The 17,676-nt window shown below is 51.6% G+C and carries 17 protein-coding genes and 1 other annotated feature; of the genes, 6 read left to right on the top strand and 11 right to left on the bottom strand.

Annotation, left to right across the window (positions count from 1 at the left end; all coding sequences use genetic code 11):
• Nucleotides 1-272: 272 nt before the first annotated feature.
• The 3 genes from clpB to rluD all read right to left on the bottom strand — a co-directional run bounded on the left by clpB (nucleotide 273) and on the right by rluD (nucleotide 4,703).
• Nucleotides 273-2,846 (bottom strand): ATP-dependent chaperone ClpB, encoded by a 2,574-nt coding sequence (gene clpB, locus OB87_RS16505; protein WP_033570508.1) that lies wholly within the window; start codon nucleotides 2,844-2,846, stop codon nucleotides 273-275.
• A gap of 134 nt (nucleotides 2,847-2,980) precedes the next feature.
• Complete coding sequence (yfiH, locus tag OB87_RS16510; protein WP_033570552.1) at nucleotides 2,981-3,706, bottom strand: purine nucleoside phosphorylase YfiH; 726 nt, start codon at nucleotides 3,704-3,706, stop codon at nucleotides 2,981-2,983.
• Between the two features lie 19 nt (nucleotides 3,707-3,725).
• A complete protein-coding gene (rluD, locus tag OB87_RS16515; RefSeq protein ID WP_033570509.1) occupies nucleotides 3,726-4,703 on the bottom strand; it encodes a 23S rRNA pseudouridine(1911/1915/1917) synthase RluD in 978 nt (325 codons plus the stop codon).
• Nucleotides 4,704-4,836: 133 nt separating this feature from the next.
• Between rluD and bamD the strand changes: the two genes are divergently transcribed.
• The 3 genes from bamD (at nucleotide 4,837) to pheA (ending at nucleotide 7,715) form a co-directional block, all read left to right on the top strand.
• Nucleotides 4,837-5,571, top strand: a complete 735-nt coding sequence (bamD, locus tag OB87_RS16520) for an outer membrane protein assembly factor BamD (RefSeq protein WP_033570510.1) — start codon at nucleotides 4,837-4,839, stop codon at nucleotides 5,569-5,571.
• A 299-nt stretch (nucleotides 5,572-5,870) separates the two neighbouring features.
• Complete coding sequence (raiA, locus tag OB87_RS16525; RefSeq protein WP_033570511.1) at nucleotides 5,871-6,206, top strand: ribosome-associated translation inhibitor RaiA; 336 nt, start codon at nucleotides 5,871-5,873, stop codon at nucleotides 6,204-6,206.
• Between the two features lie 202 nt (nucleotides 6,207-6,408).
• Nucleotides 6,409-6,535, top strand: a sequence feature (Phe leader region).
• Nucleotides 6,536-6,557: 22 nt separating this feature from the next.
• Complete coding sequence (gene pheA, locus OB87_RS16530; RefSeq protein WP_033570553.1) at nucleotides 6,558-7,715, top strand: bifunctional chorismate mutase/prephenate dehydratase; 1,158 nt, start codon at nucleotides 6,558-6,560, stop codon at nucleotides 7,713-7,715.
• A gap of 107 nt (nucleotides 7,716-7,822) precedes the next feature.
• On the opposite strand, the gene tyrA is transcribed toward pheA, so the two are convergent.
• Together tyrA and OB87_RS16540 are read right to left on the bottom strand one after the other, a co-directional pair.
• Nucleotides 7,823-8,944 (bottom strand): bifunctional chorismate mutase/prephenate dehydrogenase, encoded by a 1,122-nt coding sequence (gene tyrA / locus OB87_RS16535; RefSeq protein ID WP_033570512.1) that lies wholly within the window; start codon nucleotides 8,942-8,944, stop codon nucleotides 7,823-7,825.
• Nucleotides 8,945-8,956: 12 nt separating this feature from the next.
• Nucleotides 8,957-10,021, bottom strand: a complete 1,065-nt coding sequence (locus tag OB87_RS16540; RefSeq protein ID WP_033570513.1) for a 3-deoxy-7-phosphoheptulonate synthase — start codon at nucleotides 10,019-10,021, stop codon at nucleotides 8,957-8,959.
• A gap of 625 nt (nucleotides 10,022-10,646) precedes the next feature.
• Here OB87_RS16540 and OB87_RS16545 point away from each other — a divergent pair.
• Together OB87_RS16545 and OB87_RS16550 are read left to right on the top strand one after the other, a co-directional pair.
• A complete protein-coding gene (locus tag OB87_RS16545; RefSeq protein WP_033570514.1) occupies nucleotides 10,647-11,024 on the top strand; it encodes a DUF2799 domain-containing protein in 378 nt (125 codons plus the stop codon).
• A 375-nt stretch (nucleotides 11,025-11,399) separates the two neighbouring features.
• A complete protein-coding gene (locus OB87_RS16550) occupies nucleotides 11,400-12,350 on the top strand; it encodes an SAM-dependent methyltransferase (protein WP_033570515.1) in 951 nt (316 codons plus the stop codon).
• Between the two features lie 77 nt (nucleotides 12,351-12,427).
• On the opposite strand, the gene rplS is transcribed toward OB87_RS16550, so the two are convergent.
• The 5 genes from rplS to ffh all read right to left on the bottom strand — a co-directional run bounded on the left by rplS (nucleotide 12,428) and on the right by ffh (nucleotide 15,970).
• Complete coding sequence (gene rplS / locus OB87_RS16555; RefSeq protein WP_012768745.1) at nucleotides 12,428-12,775, bottom strand: 50S ribosomal protein L19; 348 nt, start codon at nucleotides 12,773-12,775, stop codon at nucleotides 12,428-12,430.
• A 70-nt stretch (nucleotides 12,776-12,845) separates the two neighbouring features.
• On the bottom strand, nucleotides 12,846-13,595 hold the full coding sequence (gene trmD / locus OB87_RS16560; protein ID WP_033570516.1) for a tRNA (guanosine(37)-N1)-methyltransferase TrmD: 750 nt from the start codon (nucleotides 13,593-13,595) through the stop codon (nucleotides 12,846-12,848).
• 38 nt (nucleotides 13,596-13,633) lie between these two features.
• Nucleotides 13,634-14,182 carry a ribosome maturation factor RimM gene (gene rimM / locus OB87_RS16565; RefSeq protein WP_033570517.1) on the bottom strand — a complete coding sequence of 183 codons (549 nt, stop codon included), beginning with the start codon at nucleotides 14,180-14,182 and terminating at the stop codon, nucleotides 13,634-13,636.
• 18 nt (nucleotides 14,183-14,200) lie between these two features.
• Complete coding sequence (gene rpsP, locus OB87_RS16570; RefSeq protein WP_012768742.1) at nucleotides 14,201-14,449, bottom strand: 30S ribosomal protein S16; 249 nt, start codon at nucleotides 14,447-14,449, stop codon at nucleotides 14,201-14,203.
• A 159-nt stretch (nucleotides 14,450-14,608) separates the two neighbouring features.
• Nucleotides 14,609-15,970, bottom strand: coding sequence for a signal recognition particle protein (gene ffh, locus OB87_RS16575; RefSeq protein WP_033570518.1), 1,362 nt, complete (start codon nucleotides 15,968-15,970; stop codon nucleotides 14,609-14,611).
• 172 nt (nucleotides 15,971-16,142) lie between these two features.
• Between ffh and OB87_RS16580 the strand changes: the two genes are divergently transcribed.
• A complete protein-coding gene (locus OB87_RS16580) occupies nucleotides 16,143-16,937 on the top strand; it encodes a cytochrome C assembly family protein (protein ID WP_033570519.1) in 795 nt (264 codons plus the stop codon).
• An 85-nt stretch (nucleotides 16,938-17,022) separates the two neighbouring features.
• On the opposite strand, the gene luxS is transcribed toward OB87_RS16580, so the two are convergent.
• On the bottom strand, nucleotides 17,023-17,538 hold the full coding sequence (luxS, locus tag OB87_RS16585; RefSeq protein ID WP_013319092.1) for an S-ribosylhomocysteine lyase: 516 nt from the start codon (nucleotides 17,536-17,538) through the stop codon (nucleotides 17,023-17,025).
• Between the last annotated feature and the right edge of the window lie 138 nt (nucleotides 17,539-17,676).

The raw sequence follows: 17,676 nt of genomic DNA on the forward strand, positions 1-17,676 counted from the left end.
CGCGAGGTGGCGTATACTACACTTTCCTCATTCAGAGTCAACGACTTTTTTTCATTTTCTCTGCCTCACACCGCGCTGGCTCATCGCCGTTGCCGTGTCAGTGGAGGCGCATTATAGGGAGTTCTTCTGGCCTGACAAGACTAATTTTCAAAAAAAAACTCAACCGCTCACATTTTGAACCAAAACCCCAATTAATGACGATTTACTACCCTATCAGGCGATAAATAAAGCAAAAGCCCGGCATTAGCCGGGCTTCATCATAAGAATAACGATTACTGTCGAATCACAATCGCCTCATCATCCGCATCCAGGGTAACCGGTTTGCCAGGAACCAAAGCCCCTGACAATATCTGTTGCGCCAGCGGATTCTCAATCATCTGCTGGATGGCGCGTTTCAATGGCCGGGCGCCGTACACAGGGTCAAAACCTGAGTTGCCGATCAATTCCAACGCCGCATCGGATATTGTGACGGTATAACCGCGCTCTTCCATACGTTTGTAGAGCCGCTGCAACTGAATCTGCGCAATTGAAGTAATATGGTTTTTACCCAGCGGGTGAAATACCACAACTTCATCGATACGGTTGATGAACTCCGGACGGAAATGATGGCTGACGACGCTCAACACCATGTCACGCATCTGGTTGTAATTCATCTCGCCGAACCGTTCCTGGATCAGATCCGAGCCCAGGTTGGAAGTCATGATAACCACCGTATTACGGAAATCCACCGTGCGGCCTTGTCCGTCAGTCAGACGCCCGTCATCTAACACCTGCAATAGAATGTTGAACACATCGGGATGCGCTTTTTCCACTTCATCCAGCAGGATGACGGAATAAGGCCGGCGGCGTACCGCTTCAGTCAGATACCCACCTTCTTCATAACCGACATATCCGGGAGGTGCGCCTACCAGGCGAGAAACTGAATGCTTCTCCATGAACTCGGACATATCAATACGGACCATAGCGTCATCACTATCGAACAGGAATGACGCCAGCGTCTTACACAATTCAGTTTTACCCACGCCGGTCGGCCCGAGGAACAGAAACGAGCCGATGGGACGGTTGGGGTCTGACAATCCGGCGCGGCTACGGCGAATGGAATTGGCAACGGCTTCCACCGCTTCGTTCTGTCCAATCACGCGCTGATGCAACTCCTGCTCCATTCGCAACAGTTTTTCCCGCTCACTTTCAAGCATCCGTGAAACAGGAATACCGGTCCAGCGGGCAAGCACTTCGGCAATCTCGGCATCCGTTACCCGATTACGAAGCAAGCGCATAGTTTTGCCTTCAACCTGTGTGGCAGCGGCCAGCTGTTTTTCCAGCTCAGGAATTTTGCCGTACTGCAATTCCGACATCTGGCCTAAATCCCCCTGGCGTCTTGCCTGTTCCAGAGAAATTTTTGCCTGCTCCAGCGCCGCTTTAATATTTTGTGTGCCCGTCAGCGACGCCTTCTCGGCTTTCCACTCTTCTTCCAGTTTTGAGTATTCGCGCTCTTTCTGCTCCAGCTCGGCATTCAGAATCTCCAAACGTTTCAGGCTGGCTTCATCAGACTCTTTCTTCAACGCCTGTTGTTCCAGCTTCAACTGGATAATGCGGCGATCAAGGCGGTCCAGCGGCTCCGGTTTGGAATCGATCTGCATACGGATACTAGATGCGGCTTCATCAATAAGATCGATCGCTTTATCCGGCAATTTCCGATCGGAAATGTACCGGTGAGATAACATGGCCGCCGCGACAATCGCCGGATCGGTGATTTGCACGTGATGATGCAGCTCATAGCGCTCTTTCAGACCGCGTAGAATGGCGATGGTGTCTTCAACGGTCGGTTCGGCGACAAACACTTTCTGGAAACGACGCTCAAGGGCAGCATCCTTTTCAATGTATTGACGATATTCATCCAGCGTCGTCGCCCCAACACAGTGCAACTCGCCGCGCGCCAGCGCAGGCTTGAGCATGTTGCCCGCATCCATTGCGCCATCAGCCTTACCAGCACCGACCATGGTGTGCAATTCGTCAATAAAGAGGATGACATTGCCTTCCTGTTTGGACAGGTCGTTCAGCACACCTTTCAGACGTTCCTCGAACTCACCACGGTATTTCGCTCCCGCCACCAGCGCGCCCATATCGAGCGCCAGCACGCGTTTATTCTTCAGCCCCTCAGGGACTTCGCCATTAACGATACGCTGCGCCAGCCCTTCGACAATGGCGGTTTTCCCGACGCCAGGCTCACCGATCAAAACCGGGTTGTTTTTGGTTCTGCGCTGCAATACCTGGATGGTACGGCGGATTTCCTCATCACGGCCAATCACTGGGTCCAACTTGCCCTGTTCGGCACGCTCTGTGAGATCAATCGTGAATTTTTTCAGTGCCTGACGCTGGTCTTCGGCGCTCTGCTCGTCGACCTGCTGCCCGCCGCGAACCTGCTCGATAGCCTGAGTGACATTCTGTTGAGTGGCGCCTGCATTTTTTAGCAGATCACCCAATGCGCTGCGCGATTCAAACACCGCCAGCACGAATAATTCTGAAGAAATGAACGTGTCGCCCTTTTTCTGCGCCAGCTTGTCGCAGATATTGAGCGTCCGTACCAGCTCGCTGGACGGTTGAACATCGCCACCGGTGCCTTCCACCTGTGGTAATCGGCTGATTGCCTGTTCAATTTCACTTTTAAGACGGCTCACGTTTGCCCCAGCTGCTGTCAACAACGGGCCGACAGTGCCCCCTTCCTGATTCAGAAGGGCACTCATCAAATGCAGCGGCTCAATGAATTGATGATCTCGTCCGAGGGCGAGAGATTGGGCATCAGCGAGGGCAAGCTGGAACTTATTGGTAAGACGATCCAGACGCATAACTCCTCCCATACATACTGGTCAAAATTGCTACTGGAGATTAAGTGAGGTCATCCCTCAAAAATTCAAGATGATTTTGCCAGTAATAATAGAAGGAAAAACGTTAATCCTCCGGATCGTCTTAATTCAATAGGTTATATCAGCCAAATCAAAGTTGCCATACGTCCGGTCGTTCCATCACGTCGATAGGAGAAAAACCGGTCTGCGTCACTGACCGTACAATCGTCGCCGCCAAACACCAGGCTGACGCCAGCGGCCTGTAAACGTAAACGGGCCAACTGGTAGATATTGGCGAGAAATTTACCATTACGAGGGATAAAAGCATTATCAGCGTCAGGGTTACCCTGTAGAAAAGCCTCGCGAACCTCGCCACCGACTTCGAATTGAAGCGGACCGATCGCTGGACCCATCCATGCCAAAATATCGACCGGGCGAGCACGAAAATGGCTCAGGGTCTGCTCCAGCACCCCAGCTTGCAAACCGCGCCAGCCAGCATGTGCCGCCGCCACTTCACGACCATCGGTGGAGCAGAACAGGACCGGCAGACAATCGGCAGTCATTACCGCGCATACCCGATCCTTGCGGGTGGTATAAGCGGCATCGCCCGTCAGTGAAGCAGGCGATGTCTGATCGAGGTTAACCACCTGTGTGCCATGCACCTGCTCCAGCCAATGCGGCATGACCGGCAATCCAGCCGCGGCGACCAGACGTTGCCGATTGTCCTGCACATGCAATGGGTCGTCTCCCACATGATTACCCAGATTGAGCGAGCCATACGGCGCACCACTGACGCCGCCAAGACGAGTGGTGCTACAGGCCCGTACCGTCGCCGGAGCAGGCCAGTCGGGGGTTAATATCATGCTGCCAGACGCCATGTCATCACCAATCAAGTTGATCTTTAAACACATCGGTATCCGCTTTTAACGCGGCAATCAGATCCACCATATCCTGCGGTAGAGGAGCGTGCCACTCCATCTCGATACCGCTGATAGGATGATAAAGGCGCAACATGGTAGCGTGCAGCGCCTGACGGTCAAAATTGCGCAGCGTCTCGATAAATTCCTCAGAAGCGCCTTTAGGCAGACGCGGACGACCACCATACAATGGGTCGCCCACCAGCGGATGGTTGATGTGCGCCATGTGGACGCGAATCTGGTGGGTTCGGCCCGTTTCCAATCGCAAACGCAGACGGGTGTGCGCACGGAAATGCTCCATGATGCGATAATGTGTCACGGCTGGCTTTCCCATCGGGTGTACTGCCATGTGCGTACGTTTGGTGGAGTGACGGGCAATCGGCTCCTCTACTGTGCCACCTGCCGTCATCGTGCCGATCGCCACCGCTTCATATTCACGGGTAATTTCACGCGCCTGAAGCGATTCCACCAACCGGGTCTGGGCCGGTACAGTCTTGGCCACTACCATCAGACCGGTGGTGTCCTTATCCAGACGATGGACAATCCCCGCACGCGGCACATCGACGATCTCCGGATAGTGATGCAATAGCGCGTTCAGCACGGTGCCGTCAGGATTACCAGCGCCAGGATGCACGACCAGATCACGCGGTTTATTGATCACCAGTATGTCTTCGTCTTCATAGACGATATCCAGCGAGATCGGCTGCGCTTCCCAGCGGGCGTCTTCTTCGATCAAAGCATCAATAGCGACAGATTCCCCGCCAAGCACTTTCTCTTTTGGTTTATCCACCATCTTGCCGTTAATCTGTACCCGTTGTTCCAAAATCCACGTTTTTATACGTGAACGTGAATAATCAGGGAACAATTCGGCCAAAGCCTGATCTAAACGTTGGCCAAGTTGAGATTCGGCTACCGTCGCGGTGAGTTGTACTTGTTGGGACATAATATGCTGCTTCTTATTAACGTTGGGTTTTAACGGCGATGCCGTTTAAAATAATGTACCATTGTAGCTGGTCTTAATCGGGAGCTTAACGGACAGTTTCCCGGAAAAACACTCTGAGGATAATCAAATCGTCATGACGCGTATGAAATACCTGGTGGCTGCTGCCACGTTGAGCCTGACGCTGGCTGGTTGCTCCAATTCCAAAGATGCGGTTCCCGACCGTCCACCTTCAGAACTGTATGCCACCGCCCAGGAGAAACTGCAGGACGGCAACTTTAAAGCCGCCATCACGCAGTTGGAAGCGCTGGATAACCGTTATCCATTCGGCCCTTACTCCCAGCAAGTCCAATTGGACCTGATTTACGCCTATTACAAATCCGCCGAGTTGCCGTTGGCTCAGGCGTCGATTGATCGTTTCATCCGCCTGAACCCGACGCACCCGAACGTAGACTATGTACTTTACATGCGTGGGCTGACCAACATGGCGCAAGATGATAGTATGTTGCAAGGCTTCTTCGGCGTCGACCGTTCAGACCGTGATCCTCAGTATGCTCGTTCGGCGTTTAAAGCTTTCAACCAGTTGCTTCAGGGTTACCCGAACAGCCAATACGCCACAGACGCCAGCAAGCGCCTGGCATTCCTGAAAGAACGTCTGGCTAAGTATGAGCTTTCTGTCGCACAGTATTACACGAAACGCGGCGCTTATGTCGCCGTGGTTAACCGTGTAGAGCAAATGTTGAAGGACTATCCGGATACGCAGGCAACGCGCATCGCACTGCCGCTGATGGAAAATGCCTATCGGGAACTGCAATTGACTGCGCAGGCCGACAAGGTAGCTAAAATCATCGCCGCCAACCCTTCCGCCTGAAGAAACGCCTGAAACCCTATTACCACGGCAACTCCGGTTGCCGTTTTTTTTGCTCTGTTTTTCTGATCTATCGCCGGTCATCCTGAATGTAACCGGATAATCCCGCCAATACATCCAATAGATAATGGCACAGCCCTGGCTAGGCGACAAGCGCGCCACACCGGTTCCACAAGGCCGCTCACAAATCAATTCACATGACGGAAAAGTGACCAAAAAAAGTGATCAAAGTCACCCACTTTGCATCGACTAGGGGTATGCTGAATTCACCCAAGACGGAAAAGGCAGAGAGGTAAGTTTTTATGACTATCAACATTACCAGTAAGCAGATGGATATTACCCCCGCAATACGTCAGCATGTCGAAGACCGTCTCAGCAAACTGGATAAATGGCAGACTCACCTGATTAATCCGCATATTATCCTGTCTAGAGAGCCGCAGGGTTTTGTGGTCGATGCCACCATCAGTACACCCAATGGCCCGTTGGTGGCCAGCGCCAAACACGAAGATATGTATACCGCTGTCAATGAACTCATCACAAAACTGGAACGACAGCTGAACAAGGTTCAACACAAAGGCGAAGCACGCCGTGCGGACAGTTGCATCAAAGATGTCAATCTGCAGGCCTCAGCAGAATAGTTGGACTGGATGGCGCAACCACCGCGCATCCATTTTAATAACAAATTCTGTTTGTTGCCTGAAACGCGCCGCAAGGCGCGTTTTTTATGGTTAACGTTCCTCCACCCTTGATAGACCAATACATCGCTCCCGGCGATTTTGTATTGACAGGATGAAAAGGCAACAGTTACCTTAATCAACATTCCCAACAAGGATTTGATGACATGACGCCACAACCGTTCTTCTTCGTATTCTTCTTTACTCTCCCCGATGCGGGGGGCGATTTGTCGTGTGAGTAAGAATACGAAGACGAACAAAAAAAGCCTCCTGAATCAGGAGGCTTTTTTATTGGACAGCAAACAGGTACATACCATGACCGATAATCCATTACTGGCACTGCGCGAGCGCATTACCGCGCTGGATATGCAACTGCTCGAACTGTTAGCACAACGGAGGGAACTGGCGTTAGATGTAGCGCGAGCCAAACAACACTCCCATCGCCCCATTCGCGATAAAGAGCGCGAACGGGATTTACTGTCCCGGCTGGCAGAAGAAGGCAAAAAGCGGCAGCTCGACGGTCACTACATTACCCGTCTGTTCCAGTTGATTATTGAAGATTCGGTACTGACTCAACAGGCATTACTGCAGCAGCACCTCAACGCTGGCGAGTCGCACTCCGCTCGCGTCGCTTTCCTCGGCCCCAAAGGCTCTTACTCTCATTTAGCCGCCCGTCAGTATGCCGCCCGCCATTTTGACCAGATTATTGAATGCGGCTGCCAGCGTTTTCAGGACATCATTAGCCTGGTGGAAACCGGCCAGGCCGATTACGCCGTGCTGCCGATAGAAAACACCAGCTCCGGCTCAATCAACGATGTCTACGACCTGCTGCAACACACTGGGTTGTCCATTGTCGGTGAACTGACCACACCTATCGATCATTGCGTGCTGGTCGCTGTGGACACGCAGTTGGATCAGATCCAGACTGTTTACAGCCACCCACAGCCTTTCCAGCAGTGCAGCCATTTCATCAACCGTTTTCCACACTGGAAAATCGAGTACTGCGAAAGCACTGCCGCTGCGATGGCGAAGGTTGCAGAACTTAATTCACCACATGCCGCCGCGCTGGGCAGCGAAGCCGGTGGAATGCTTTATCGGTTACAGGTGCTGGAACACAATCTGGCCAATCAGGCGCAAAACATCACCCGATTCATCGTACTGGCTCGCAAGCCGATCGATGTCACCGAACAAGTACCAGCTAAAACCACCTTAATCATGGCGACCGGACAGCAATCCGGCGCACTGGTGGAAGCGCTGCTGGTGCTGCGCGAGCATGGCATCGTAATGACAAAACTGGAGTCTCGGCCGATCAACGGCAATCCGTGGGAAGAGATGTTTTATATTGATGTGCAGGCCAATCTGCGCAACGACAATACCCGTAAAGCGCTACAAGGTCTGGCCGCGATTACCCGCTCGCTCAAGGTACTCGGCTGCTACCCTAGCGAAAATGTGGTGCCGGTAGAACCGTCATAACGGATGCCACATCAGAATCAGCCAGAAGATATGCTTCTGCTACTGGTAATAAAAAGCCACCCTCTCAGCGAGGGTGGCTTTTCAGAAAACCATCAACGTCGTTTGCACTACTGTCGGATATCGTTCGCCTGACGCAGCAGTGTACGACTTTCCGCCATGAATCGCCGCGAATAATCACCAAACCAGTGCTCGACTTTCTTAAAGCTGCTGACAAACGCCGCTTTATCTCCTGCTTCCAGTAATGTGATCGCCTCGCCAAAACGCTGGTAGTAACGTTTGATCAGGGCCAGATTGTTCTCGGAAGACATGATAATGTCGGCATAGAGCTGCGGGTCCTGCGCGAACAACCGCCCTACCATCGCCAATTCAAGCCGGTATATCGGCGAAGAGAGCGCCAGCAATTGTTCCAGTTGTACATTTTCTTCCGCCAGATGCACACCATAAGCAAACGTTGCGAAATGGCGCAACGCCTGAATAAACGCCATGTTTTGGTCGTGCTCCACCGCACTGGTGCGATGAAGCCGGGCCCCCCACACCTGGATCTGCTCCAGCAACCACTGGTAGGCCTCCGGCTGGCGTCCGTCACAATATACGACGACCTGTTTGGCCAGGCTGCCGATATCCGGGCCGAACATCGGGTGTAACCCCAGCACCGGCCCTTGATGTGCCGCCAACATCGCTTGCAGCGGAGCGTTCTTGACCGATGCCAAATCCACCAAAATACAGTCATCCGGCAACCGAGGCAGACGGGCAATAACCTGTTCGGTGACATGGATTGGCACACTGACGATCACCATACCGGCATCCGCCAGCAACGTCTCCGCCTGTGGCCAGTCTTCCTGCTCCAGGATACGAACCTGATAGCCGGACAGCGTCAGCATTCTGTCAAACAGACGTCCCATCTGACCACGCCCCCCCACAATCACAATCGGGCGCAGTGAGGGGAAGAGCGTTTTAAACCCTTTGTCATTCTCGCTGGCATAGGACTCCCGCATCACCCGACGCAGAACATCCTCAATCAAATCCGCGGGAACACCCAGCGCTTCTGCTTCCTTACGTCGTGAACTCAGCATCGCTGCTTCCCGATCAGGCGCATAAATTGGCAAACCATAACGGCTCTTTACCTCGCCGACTTCCGCCACCAGACGTAGCCGACGCGACAACAACGCCAATAATGCTTTATCTACCTCATCTATCTGATCACGCAATGCGGTCAGTTCAGCGACCATCTGTTCTTCTCCTTACTGATTGACGCTTCGTACACTCAGCTCGTTATGAACCGAGCGCAGCAATGTCTCTGTACTTTCCCAACTGATGCAGGCATCCGTCACCGATACCCCGTAACGCATGTCGGCACGTGGTTGCTCGGAAGACTGATTGCCCTCGTGGATATGGCTCTCCAGCATCAGCCCGATAATAGAGCGGTTACCGGATTTGATCTGCTCGATCACCGACTCCACCACCAGTGGCTGCCGACGGTAGTCTTTGCTGGAGTTACCGTGGCTACAATCTATCATCAGCGCCGGATTCAGTCCTGCATCGTGCATCTGTTTTTCACACTCAGCCACGTCTTCCGCGCTGTAATTCGGCTTTTTGCCGCCACGCAGGATCACATGTCCATCCGGATTTCCCTGCGTCTGCAATAAACAAACCTGACCGCTCTGATTGATACCGACAAAGCGATGCGGCATTGACGCGGCTTTCATGGCGTTAATGGCGGTGCCAAGGCTACCGTCAGTGCCGTTTTTGAAGCCCACCGGCATGGATAACCCAGAAGCCATCTCGCGGTGAGTCTGGGATTCGGTGGTTCTGGCGCCAATCGCCGACCAGCTGAACAAATCCCCCAGGTATTGCGGGCTATTCGGGTCCAGCGCTTCAGTCGCCAGCGGTAACCCCATGTTTACCAGCTTAAGCAGCAAATCGCGGGCGATATGCAACCCCGCCTCCATATCAAAGGAACCATCCATGTAGGGATCATTGATCAACCCTTTCCAGCCAACAGTGGTACGGGGTTTTTCAAAATAGACACGCATGACGATATACAGCCGATCGCTCAATTCGGCTGACAGGGATTGCAGACGACGCGCGTAATCGAGCGCGGCATCCGTATCATGAATAGAACAGGGACCACACACCACCAGCAGACGTTTGTCGTTGCCATGAATAATGTCAGCAATGGTTTTCCGCGACAGAGCAATCGCCTGCTGTTCCGGCTCATTGAGCGGGAATTTGGCTTTCAGTTCGTCGGGAGTAATAAGAACCTGTTCGGCGCTGATATTAATATTATTGAGCGTGTCTTTTTGCATGATGATGATCCTGTATGTTCCTTTGGTATGAAGGGAGCTATTTCGTCATTGTCGGTAACAGGCTCACACCTTAACACACAGGTCGTAAATTTTTCAAGCCATAGGTGTAAAGTTAAAATTACTCCCGTAAGGCCGATTGGTACTCACAAAACGGGTTAGTACCTATTGGGCGAATCTCACCACCGAATTCGGTAATGCATTGAAAGCACGGTGTCATCACGCTATCACCGCCTCCCTGGCATTTGGCAGCGGAAAATCGGCCATTCTAAAGTGATTTCGAAGCTTGATGATGTTACTGCTGATATTTGACGAGTGCAGATAACATGCCTTCGTAGAACAAACACTGACTACTTGCTTAACCGTTGATAAACCACATAACTGACGAAAGCAGCGACCACTGACCACACCACGTGTAAATAAAAATATACACAAGTGATTTGGCGTCACGACAACGCATCTCAGCCACGGCTATCACTGTATGTTTGTATGTTGTTGGGCATACCGCTAAATTGAGTGAAGAGCGCCAAACAGGCACAGCACACTGAAATCATTAAAAGAAAAATAGGAAATTGCGTAATATTAGGCCGTATGTCTCCATTCTGACGCTGTAAAAATAGGTTCGATCATGAGAAAGGGTATAGTGCTGGTAGGGTTGTTACTCCTCGTCGGGTGCCAGTCCATTCCATCGGTATCGCCAACTAAAAGTGAGTCCAATTTCTGGTATGACGCGGGATATAAAGACGCCACCAGCGGTATGTTTGTGAGAGATAACGAAACACTGTCGGAATGGTTTGGCAATCCGGATGTTGATCGCCATGCCTATCTGAACGGGTATCGGGCGGGGCAGACGGAATGGTGCCACCCCAATAATGTCACCGTCTGGGGGCAAGCAGGAAAACCCTTCCCGGCTAGCTGCGACAGCGTCAATGATGCAGAAAAGTTGAAAAAATTATGGCAACGCGCAGTGGATGAATCGACCAGCCATAACAGGTCAATCTACTAATTTTCGCAACACGTTGCCTCTCAGCTGCCAATAACTGCGACTAAGCCCAGGTAGCTCGGTATGAACCCAGCCAGCCCCCCTCGCTGGCAGCGAGCATCCCACTATCCCCACGTTCACCCACCATACCAATGAGCTTGTCCGCAACCTGACTATTTTATTACCCACTCTATTTTATTACCCACTGAGAAGATTTTCGGATAAATCATCTACCGTCAGTGATGAACCAAACTTATAATAACCCAACTAAATCATAACAATTTGAAACTAGATACTGATGCCAAATGGAATTGAACATACGCATTCGTTTTGTTTGCCATCATTGCCCTGGTCAGACCTTCACCCATCACGCAATAAGCTGGCAAACAGGACTTCATTATGAAAAGCACGTCATCGCATTCCGGACAAGGACAGCTACTGTCTCATCACTCAACGTCACCTGATGATCATCAAGCTACTCTCGATGCCGTCAGAACGAGGATCCGCCAGTCTGGTGATCTCCCTGGTGCCACAGTGGAAGAACAAATCGCAATTGCAGAGGAGCTGGGGACATTCGACCTTGGGCAATTTCTTCTGGCACATCGAGGGCTGAACGCTTACTGGACTCACCATTTGGTCACTTACCCTTCCGCTTTCGCCACGCGGTCATCCAACAGTGATCTGGAAAAATTAATCTACGAACGATTACCCGCGGTACTTGCTACCCGTGAGCGGTTCAGTATTTTCCGCCAGCAGTTACAATCACGGTTACATGACGATATGGTACTGGCTTCTGTACCTTGTGGTCTGATGGGAGACTTGCTGCTGCTGGATTATTCACATTATCAGGATGTGCGATTAATCGGCGTAGACTTGGATATGCAAGCGCTGGAGGCCGCGAACGCACTGGCTCAACAGCAGCATTGCGACGATCGTATCACGTTGCTGCAGTGCGATGCCTGGTCATTACAATTGCCAGAACCCGTAGATGTCCTGACGAGTAATGGACTCAACGTTTATGAGCCAGATGATGAAAAAGTGACAGCACTCTATCGAGCATTCAATCAGGCACTAAAACCTGGGGGGACGTTGATCACCAGTTTTCTAACGCCCCCCCCGGTGTTATCGGCAGAATCGACCTGGCAGGTCACCGAGGAAGAGCAGCGCTTGCTTCCCTTACAGCACTTACTGTTTTCACGCATTCTGGAAGCCAGATGGACTGCATTCCGCACCTATACCCAGACACAGCGTCAGTTGGAACAAGCGGGATTCAGCGACATACATTTTATTGATGATCGCATGAGGATGTATCCTACCGTGATCGCCAGGAAAACAGAGAAAGCCGCATAACACGGATAAGACTCCAAATAAAAAAGGGGTGGCAAATGCCACCCCTTATCGCTTTCGGATGTTGCGAAAGCGTATGCTTAGTTAAGGCGCTCTTTGATACGAGCAGACTTACCAGCACGCTCACGCAGGTAGTACAGTTTGGCTTTACGCACAGCACCACGGCGCTTAACGGTAATGCTGTCCACTACCGGAGAGTGCGTCTGGAATACGCGCTCTACGCCTTCGCCGTTGGAAATCTTGCGAACAGTGAATGCAGAGTGCAGACCGCGGTTACGAATTGCGATAACCACGCCCTCGAATGCCTGCAGACGTTTTTTGGAACCTTCAACGACCCATACCTTAACTTCCACGGTGTCACCCGGACGGAATGCAGGTACGTCTTGCTTCATCTGCTCTTGTTCAAGCTGCTTGATAATATTGCTCATAATATGTCTCTTACCCTAGGTAAACTGATATATGGGTTCGTCCGGCACTGCCGCAACGGCCCCCTAATACTCATTGTTGTTCGGACTGATATTCCTGTTGAAACTCAGTCAACAACGTTGCTTGCTCGTCAGTCAGAGCTAGGCTTTTCAGAAGTTCAGGTCTTCTAAGCCAGGTTCGGCCCAGCGACTGCTTCAAACGCCAGCGGCGTATTTCCGCATGGTTGCCCGACAGCAATACCGCCGGTACATCCATACCTTCCAACACTTCAGGCCGAGTGTAGTGAGGACAATCCAACAACCCATCGGCAAAAGAATCTTCTTGTGCCGAAGCTTCATGACCCAGCACGCCGGGAATAAACCGGGCGACAGAATCAATCAGCGTCATTGCAGGTAGTTCACCACCACTGAGAACGTAGTCACCGATTGACCATTCTTCGTCAATTTCGGTTTTGATGACACGTTCATCAATGCCCTCGTACCTTCCACAAACCAGAATCATCTTCTGATGTGTGGCGAGCTGGCTTACGCCTTGCTGATCCAGTTTGCGACCCTGCGGTGACAGATAAATCACCCGAGCCCCTTCGCCTGCCGCTGCTTTTGCTGCGTGGATAGCATCCCGTAAGGGTTGCACCATCATCAACATACCGGGGCCACCGCCATAAGGGCGATCATCCACCGTGCGATGCCGATCGTAAGTGAAGTCGCGAGGACTCCAGTACTGTACGCTCAGCAGGCCATTTTTAACTGCCCGGCCAGTGACTCCATAATCAGTAATAGCGCGGAACATCTCAGGAAACAGGCTAATCACCCCAATCCACATAGCACCGTTCCACTCATTAACTGCAGATTTTACAGAGTTCAAAAACCAGGATCCCAGTCTACTTCAATACGATGCGTAGACAGGTCAACGTGCTTGATAACCTGCTCGGTCAGAAACGGAATCAACCGTTCCTTGACTCCGTAAGCATCTTTTAGGTTAGCTCTTACTACCAGAACGTCATTAGAACCGGTTTCCATCATATCGATGACTTTTCCCAGCTCATAGCCACCTACGGTGACGACATCGCAGCCAATAAGATCTTTCCAGTAATAATCACCCTCACCCAGTTCAGGCAACTGGGCCGAATCCACGACAATTTCGCAATTAGTCAGTAAATTCGCCGCATCCCGATCGTCAATATCTTTGATTTTGATGACCAGGTCCTGATTATGGTGCCGCCAGCTCTCGATCTCGATCGGTTGCCACAGCCCTTTATTCCGGATGAACCAAGGTTGATAATCAAAAATGCTTTCGGCGTCTTCGGTGGATGAAAATACCCTGAGCCAACCTTTGATGCCGTACGTCGACCCCATTTTCCCCAATGTAATCGGGTTGACCGGGGCTTTCGGGCTGAGTTGCTTGCTCATTACCACCACCGCAACAGATTACGCTGCTTTCTTCGCGTCTTTGATCAGCGCAGAAACGCGATCAGAAACAGTAGCCCCCTGACCAACCCAATGCTCGATACGGTCAAGATCCAGGCGCAGGCCTTCAGCTTTACCGGTAGCGATCGGGTTGAAGAAACCTACGCGCTCAATGAAACGACCGTCGCGCGCATTGCGGCTATCGGTCACAACGACTTGATAGAACGGGCGTTTTTTAGCGCCGCCACGTGCCAAACGAATTGTTACCATAACATCCTCTTTAGTTAATAAAACAACCGGGCCCCATCGAGGAACGGGGCCCAGTGTCATATAAAAAGCCCGAAGATTTTACTCATTTTGGTGCAAAAAGCAATCTAAAACCATGCATTCACACCATCGACTTTTCCGTCGGGGTCACATATTCACGACTTAACGGCCTGGAAAACCTGGCGGCATCATCCCTTTCATGCCTCGCATCATCTTAGCCAGGCCCCCATTTTTCATTTTTTTCATCATGCGCTGCATATCATCAAACTGTTTCAGCAGTCGGTTGACATCCTGCACCTGCATCCCGGATCCCATCGCAATGCGGCGCTTACGCGAACCCTTGATGATTTCCGGCTTGGCGCGCTCCTGCAACGTCATGGAATTGATGATCGCCTCCATTCGCACCAATACCTTGTCATCCATCTGCGATTTCACGTTATCCGGAATCTGCCCCATACCCGGCAGCTTGCTCATCATGCTAGCCATGCCGCCCATGTTGCGCATCTGTTTTAGCTGATCCAGAAAATCGGTCAGATCAAATCCATCACCTTTCTTCAGTTTTTTAGCCAGTTTCTCGGCCTGAGAACGGTCGACCTTGCTTTCCAGTTCCTCAATCAGCGAGAGCACGTCGCCCATACCGAGAATACGTGAAGCGATACGATCCGGGTAGAACGGCTCCAGCGCATCAGTCTTTTCGCCGACGCCCAGGAACTTGATGGGTTTACCCGTAATATGACGGATAGACAGCGCTGCACCACCACGGGCATCACCATCAATCTTAGTCAGAATCACCCCAGTCAACGGCAATGCTTCGTTAAAGGCTTTAGCTGTATTCGCTGCATCCTGGCCGGTCATGGCGTCAACCACAAACAGCGTTTCGACCGGATTGATCGACGCATGAACCTGCTTGATTTCATCCATCATGGCGTCATCGACATGCAAACGACCAGCAGTATCCACCAGCAGAACATCGTAGAATTTCAGTTTGGCGTGCTGCAACGCACGATTAACGATGTCGATAGGTTTTTCATGCGCTTCCGAGGGGAAGAAATCAACGCCGACGGTCTGCGCCAACGTTTCCAACTGTTTGATCGCCGCCGGGCGGTACACGTCCGCCGACACCACCAGTACTTTCTTCTTCTGTTTTTCACGCAGGAATTTGCCCAGCTTACCAACACTGGTGGTTTTCCCCGCCCCTTGCAGGCCCGCCATCAGCACCACCGCTGGTGGCTGAGCAGCCAGATTGAGCGCCTGGTTGACCTCGCCCATGGCGGTTACCAGCTCGTTCTGCACAATCTTGACGAACTCTTGTCCCGGCGTCAGGCTTTTGTTGACTTCGTGACCAACCGCCTGCTCTTTTACACGGTTGATAAAGTCACGTACCACTGGCAACGCCACGTCGGCTTCCAGCAGCGCCATACGGACTTCACGCAGCGTATCCTTGATATTGTCTTCCGTCAGCCGCCCACGGCCGCTGATATTGCGCAGAGTGCGCGATAGTCGATCGGTTAAATTTTCAAACATATCTCATGCTCAATGTGAAACTGGCCGCTACCGCGACGCGAACAGCGAGGAGTATAACACGAAAGCCAGACCAATCTGCGTGCGCCGACACGGATAACTGGTTGGTGGCGGTGACGACTAAGGCTATACTGACCCTTCATTTTACTCAGTTGATATTGAATAACCTATCGCTATGTCTGTCTTCGCCATTGTAGCTTTAGCGGCCTATTTCCTCAGCCTGGGATTAATCATTCCTAGTCTGGTGCGAAAAAACGGAACCTACCGCCGTCTGGCAGTGGTATCCGCTACGATCGCCCTGGTCTGCCATGCAGTGGCTTTGTATCAGCGAATTTTCGATGTCCAGATCGGGCAAAACCTGAGTCTGTTGAACATTGGCTCCCTCGTCAGCCTGATTATTTGCACGGTGATGACCGTAGTGGCATCGCGCAATCGCGGCTGGTTTCTGCTGCCCATCGTCTATACCTTTGCGTTTATAAATCTGGCGTTCGCCAGTTTCATGCCAGGTGAGTTTATTACCCACCTCGAAGCGATGCCTGGTCTAATGGTGCACATTGGTCTGGCGCTGTTTGCCTATGCCACGCTGATGATTGCCGCGTTGTATGCGCTGCAATTGGCATTACTGGATTACATGCTGAAAACCAAAAAACTGGGATTTACTGCTGACATGCCGCCTCTGCTGGGCATCGAGCGCAAGATGTTCCACATAACCCAGATTGGCGTCATTCTACTGACGCTAACGTTATGTACCGGCCTTATCTACATGAACGATTTGCTCAGCAATAAAGAGAACCTTCATAAGGCGTTGTTCTCCCTGCTGGCATGGTTTGTCTACATTCTGCTGCTCTGGGGACACTATCACGAAGGCTGGCGCGGACGCCGGGTGGTGTGGTTCAACCTGATCGGCGCACTGTTGCTGACGCTCTCCTACTTCGGCAGTCGGGTCATCCAGAACTTCCTGGCGCATTGACCGCTTATTCGACTAACACGTTTATCCGTCGCATAAAAAAAGAGAGCCATGGCTCTCTTTTTTTATTGCATACGTGTGACGTCAATCAGATGTGTAATTCCGCCAATTTGTCTTTCGGCAGCGCCAGATCGTCGTTTTTGTTGACGAGAACGTCGTGATCCAGAATGTGGCGTGCAATGTCCTGAGCTTCGGTCAGGGAATGCATTTCATAGGTGCCACACTGATATTCGTTCAGTTCCGGAATCTTACGCTGATCGGTAACCTTAAGCACATCCGTCATGGCCGCTTTCCAGGCGTCAGCCACACGCTGTTCTTCCGGCGTGCCAATCAGGCTCATGTAGAAACCGGTACGGCAACCCATAGGAGAGATATCGATGATCTCGACGCCGTCACCGTTAAGGTGATCACGCATGAAACCCGCGAACAGGTGCTCCAGAGTATGGATACCACGCTCCGGCATGATCTCCTGATTAGGGCGGCAGAAACGCAGATCAAACACAGTAATCGTATCACCATGAGGGGTTGTCATGGTTTTGGCCACGCGAACGGCAGGTGCAGCCATACGAGTATGATCGACAGTAAAACTATCCAGTAATGGCATGTTGCCACCTCCTCATGAAAAATTATTTCTCGTTTCCAGGAAACTTTTCTTACCGATGCCGGTCATAACAAATGAAAGACGCGCATTTATTATCATCATCCCTATTATCAGAGATGTTTCTTTGGCCACCGGTGACAA

Source organism: Dickeya undicola (assembly GCF_000784735.1).
Taxonomy (GTDB): Bacteria; Pseudomonadota; Gammaproteobacteria; order Enterobacterales; family Enterobacteriaceae; genus Dickeya; species Dickeya undicola.

Bases quoted from the DNA above. Each gene is read 5' to 3' on its own strand.
- clpB (WP_033570508.1), bottom strand. From the start codon at position 2,846: ATGCGTCTGGATCGTCTTACCAATAAGTTCCAGCTTGCCCTCGCTGAT.
- OB87_RS16540 (WP_033570513.1), bottom strand. From the start codon at position 10,021: ATGCAAAAAGACACGCTCAATAATATTAATATCAGCGCCGAACAGGTT.
- rplS (WP_012768745.1), bottom strand. From the start codon at position 12,775: ATGAGCAATATTATCAAGCAGCTTGAACAAGAGCAGATGAAGCAAGAC.
- rimM (WP_033570517.1), bottom strand. From the start codon at position 14,182: ATGAGCAAGCAACTCAGCCCGAAAGCCCCGGTCAACCCGATTACATTG.
- pheA (WP_033570553.1), top strand. From the start codon at position 6,558: ATGACCGATAATCCATTACTGGCACTGCGCGAGCGCATTACCGCGCTG.
- OB87_RS16550 (WP_033570515.1), top strand. From the start codon at position 11,400: ATGAAAAGCACGTCATCGCATTCCGGACAAGGACAGCTACTGTCTCAT.
- OB87_RS16545 (WP_033570514.1), top strand. From the start codon at position 10,647: ATGAGAAAGGGTATAGTGCTGGTAGGGTTGTTACTCCTCGTCGGGTGC.
- raiA (WP_033570511.1), top strand. From the start codon at position 5,871: ATGACTATCAACATTACCAGTAAGCAGATGGATATTACCCCCGCAATA.
- trmD (WP_033570516.1), bottom strand. From the start codon at position 13,595: ATGTGGATTGGGGTGATTAGCCTGTTTCCTGAGATGTTCCGCGCTATT.
- rluD (WP_033570509.1), bottom strand. From the start codon at position 4,703: ATGTCCCAACAAGTACAACTCACCGCGACGGTAGCCGAATCTCAACTT.
- yfiH (WP_033570552.1), bottom strand. From the start codon at position 3,706: ATGATATTAACCCCCGACTGGCCTGCTCCGGCGACGGTACGGGCCTGT.
- bamD (WP_033570510.1), top strand. From the start codon at position 4,837: ATGACGCGTATGAAATACCTGGTGGCTGCTGCCACGTTGAGCCTGACG.
- OB87_RS16580 (WP_033570519.1), top strand. From the start codon at position 16,143: ATGTCTGTCTTCGCCATTGTAGCTTTAGCGGCCTATTTCCTCAGCCTG.
- rpsP (WP_012768742.1), bottom strand. From the start codon at position 14,449: ATGGTAACAATTCGTTTGGCACGTGGCGGCGCTAAAAAACGCCCGTTC.
- luxS (WP_013319092.1), bottom strand. From the start codon at position 17,538: ATGCCATTACTGGATAGTTTTACTGTCGATCATACTCGTATGGCTGCA.
- tyrA (WP_033570512.1), bottom strand. From the start codon at position 8,944: ATGGTCGCTGAACTGACCGCATTGCGTGATCAGATAGATGAGGTAGAT.
- ffh (WP_033570518.1), bottom strand. From the start codon at position 15,970: ATGTTTGAAAATTTAACCGATCGACTATCGCGCACTCTGCGCAATATC.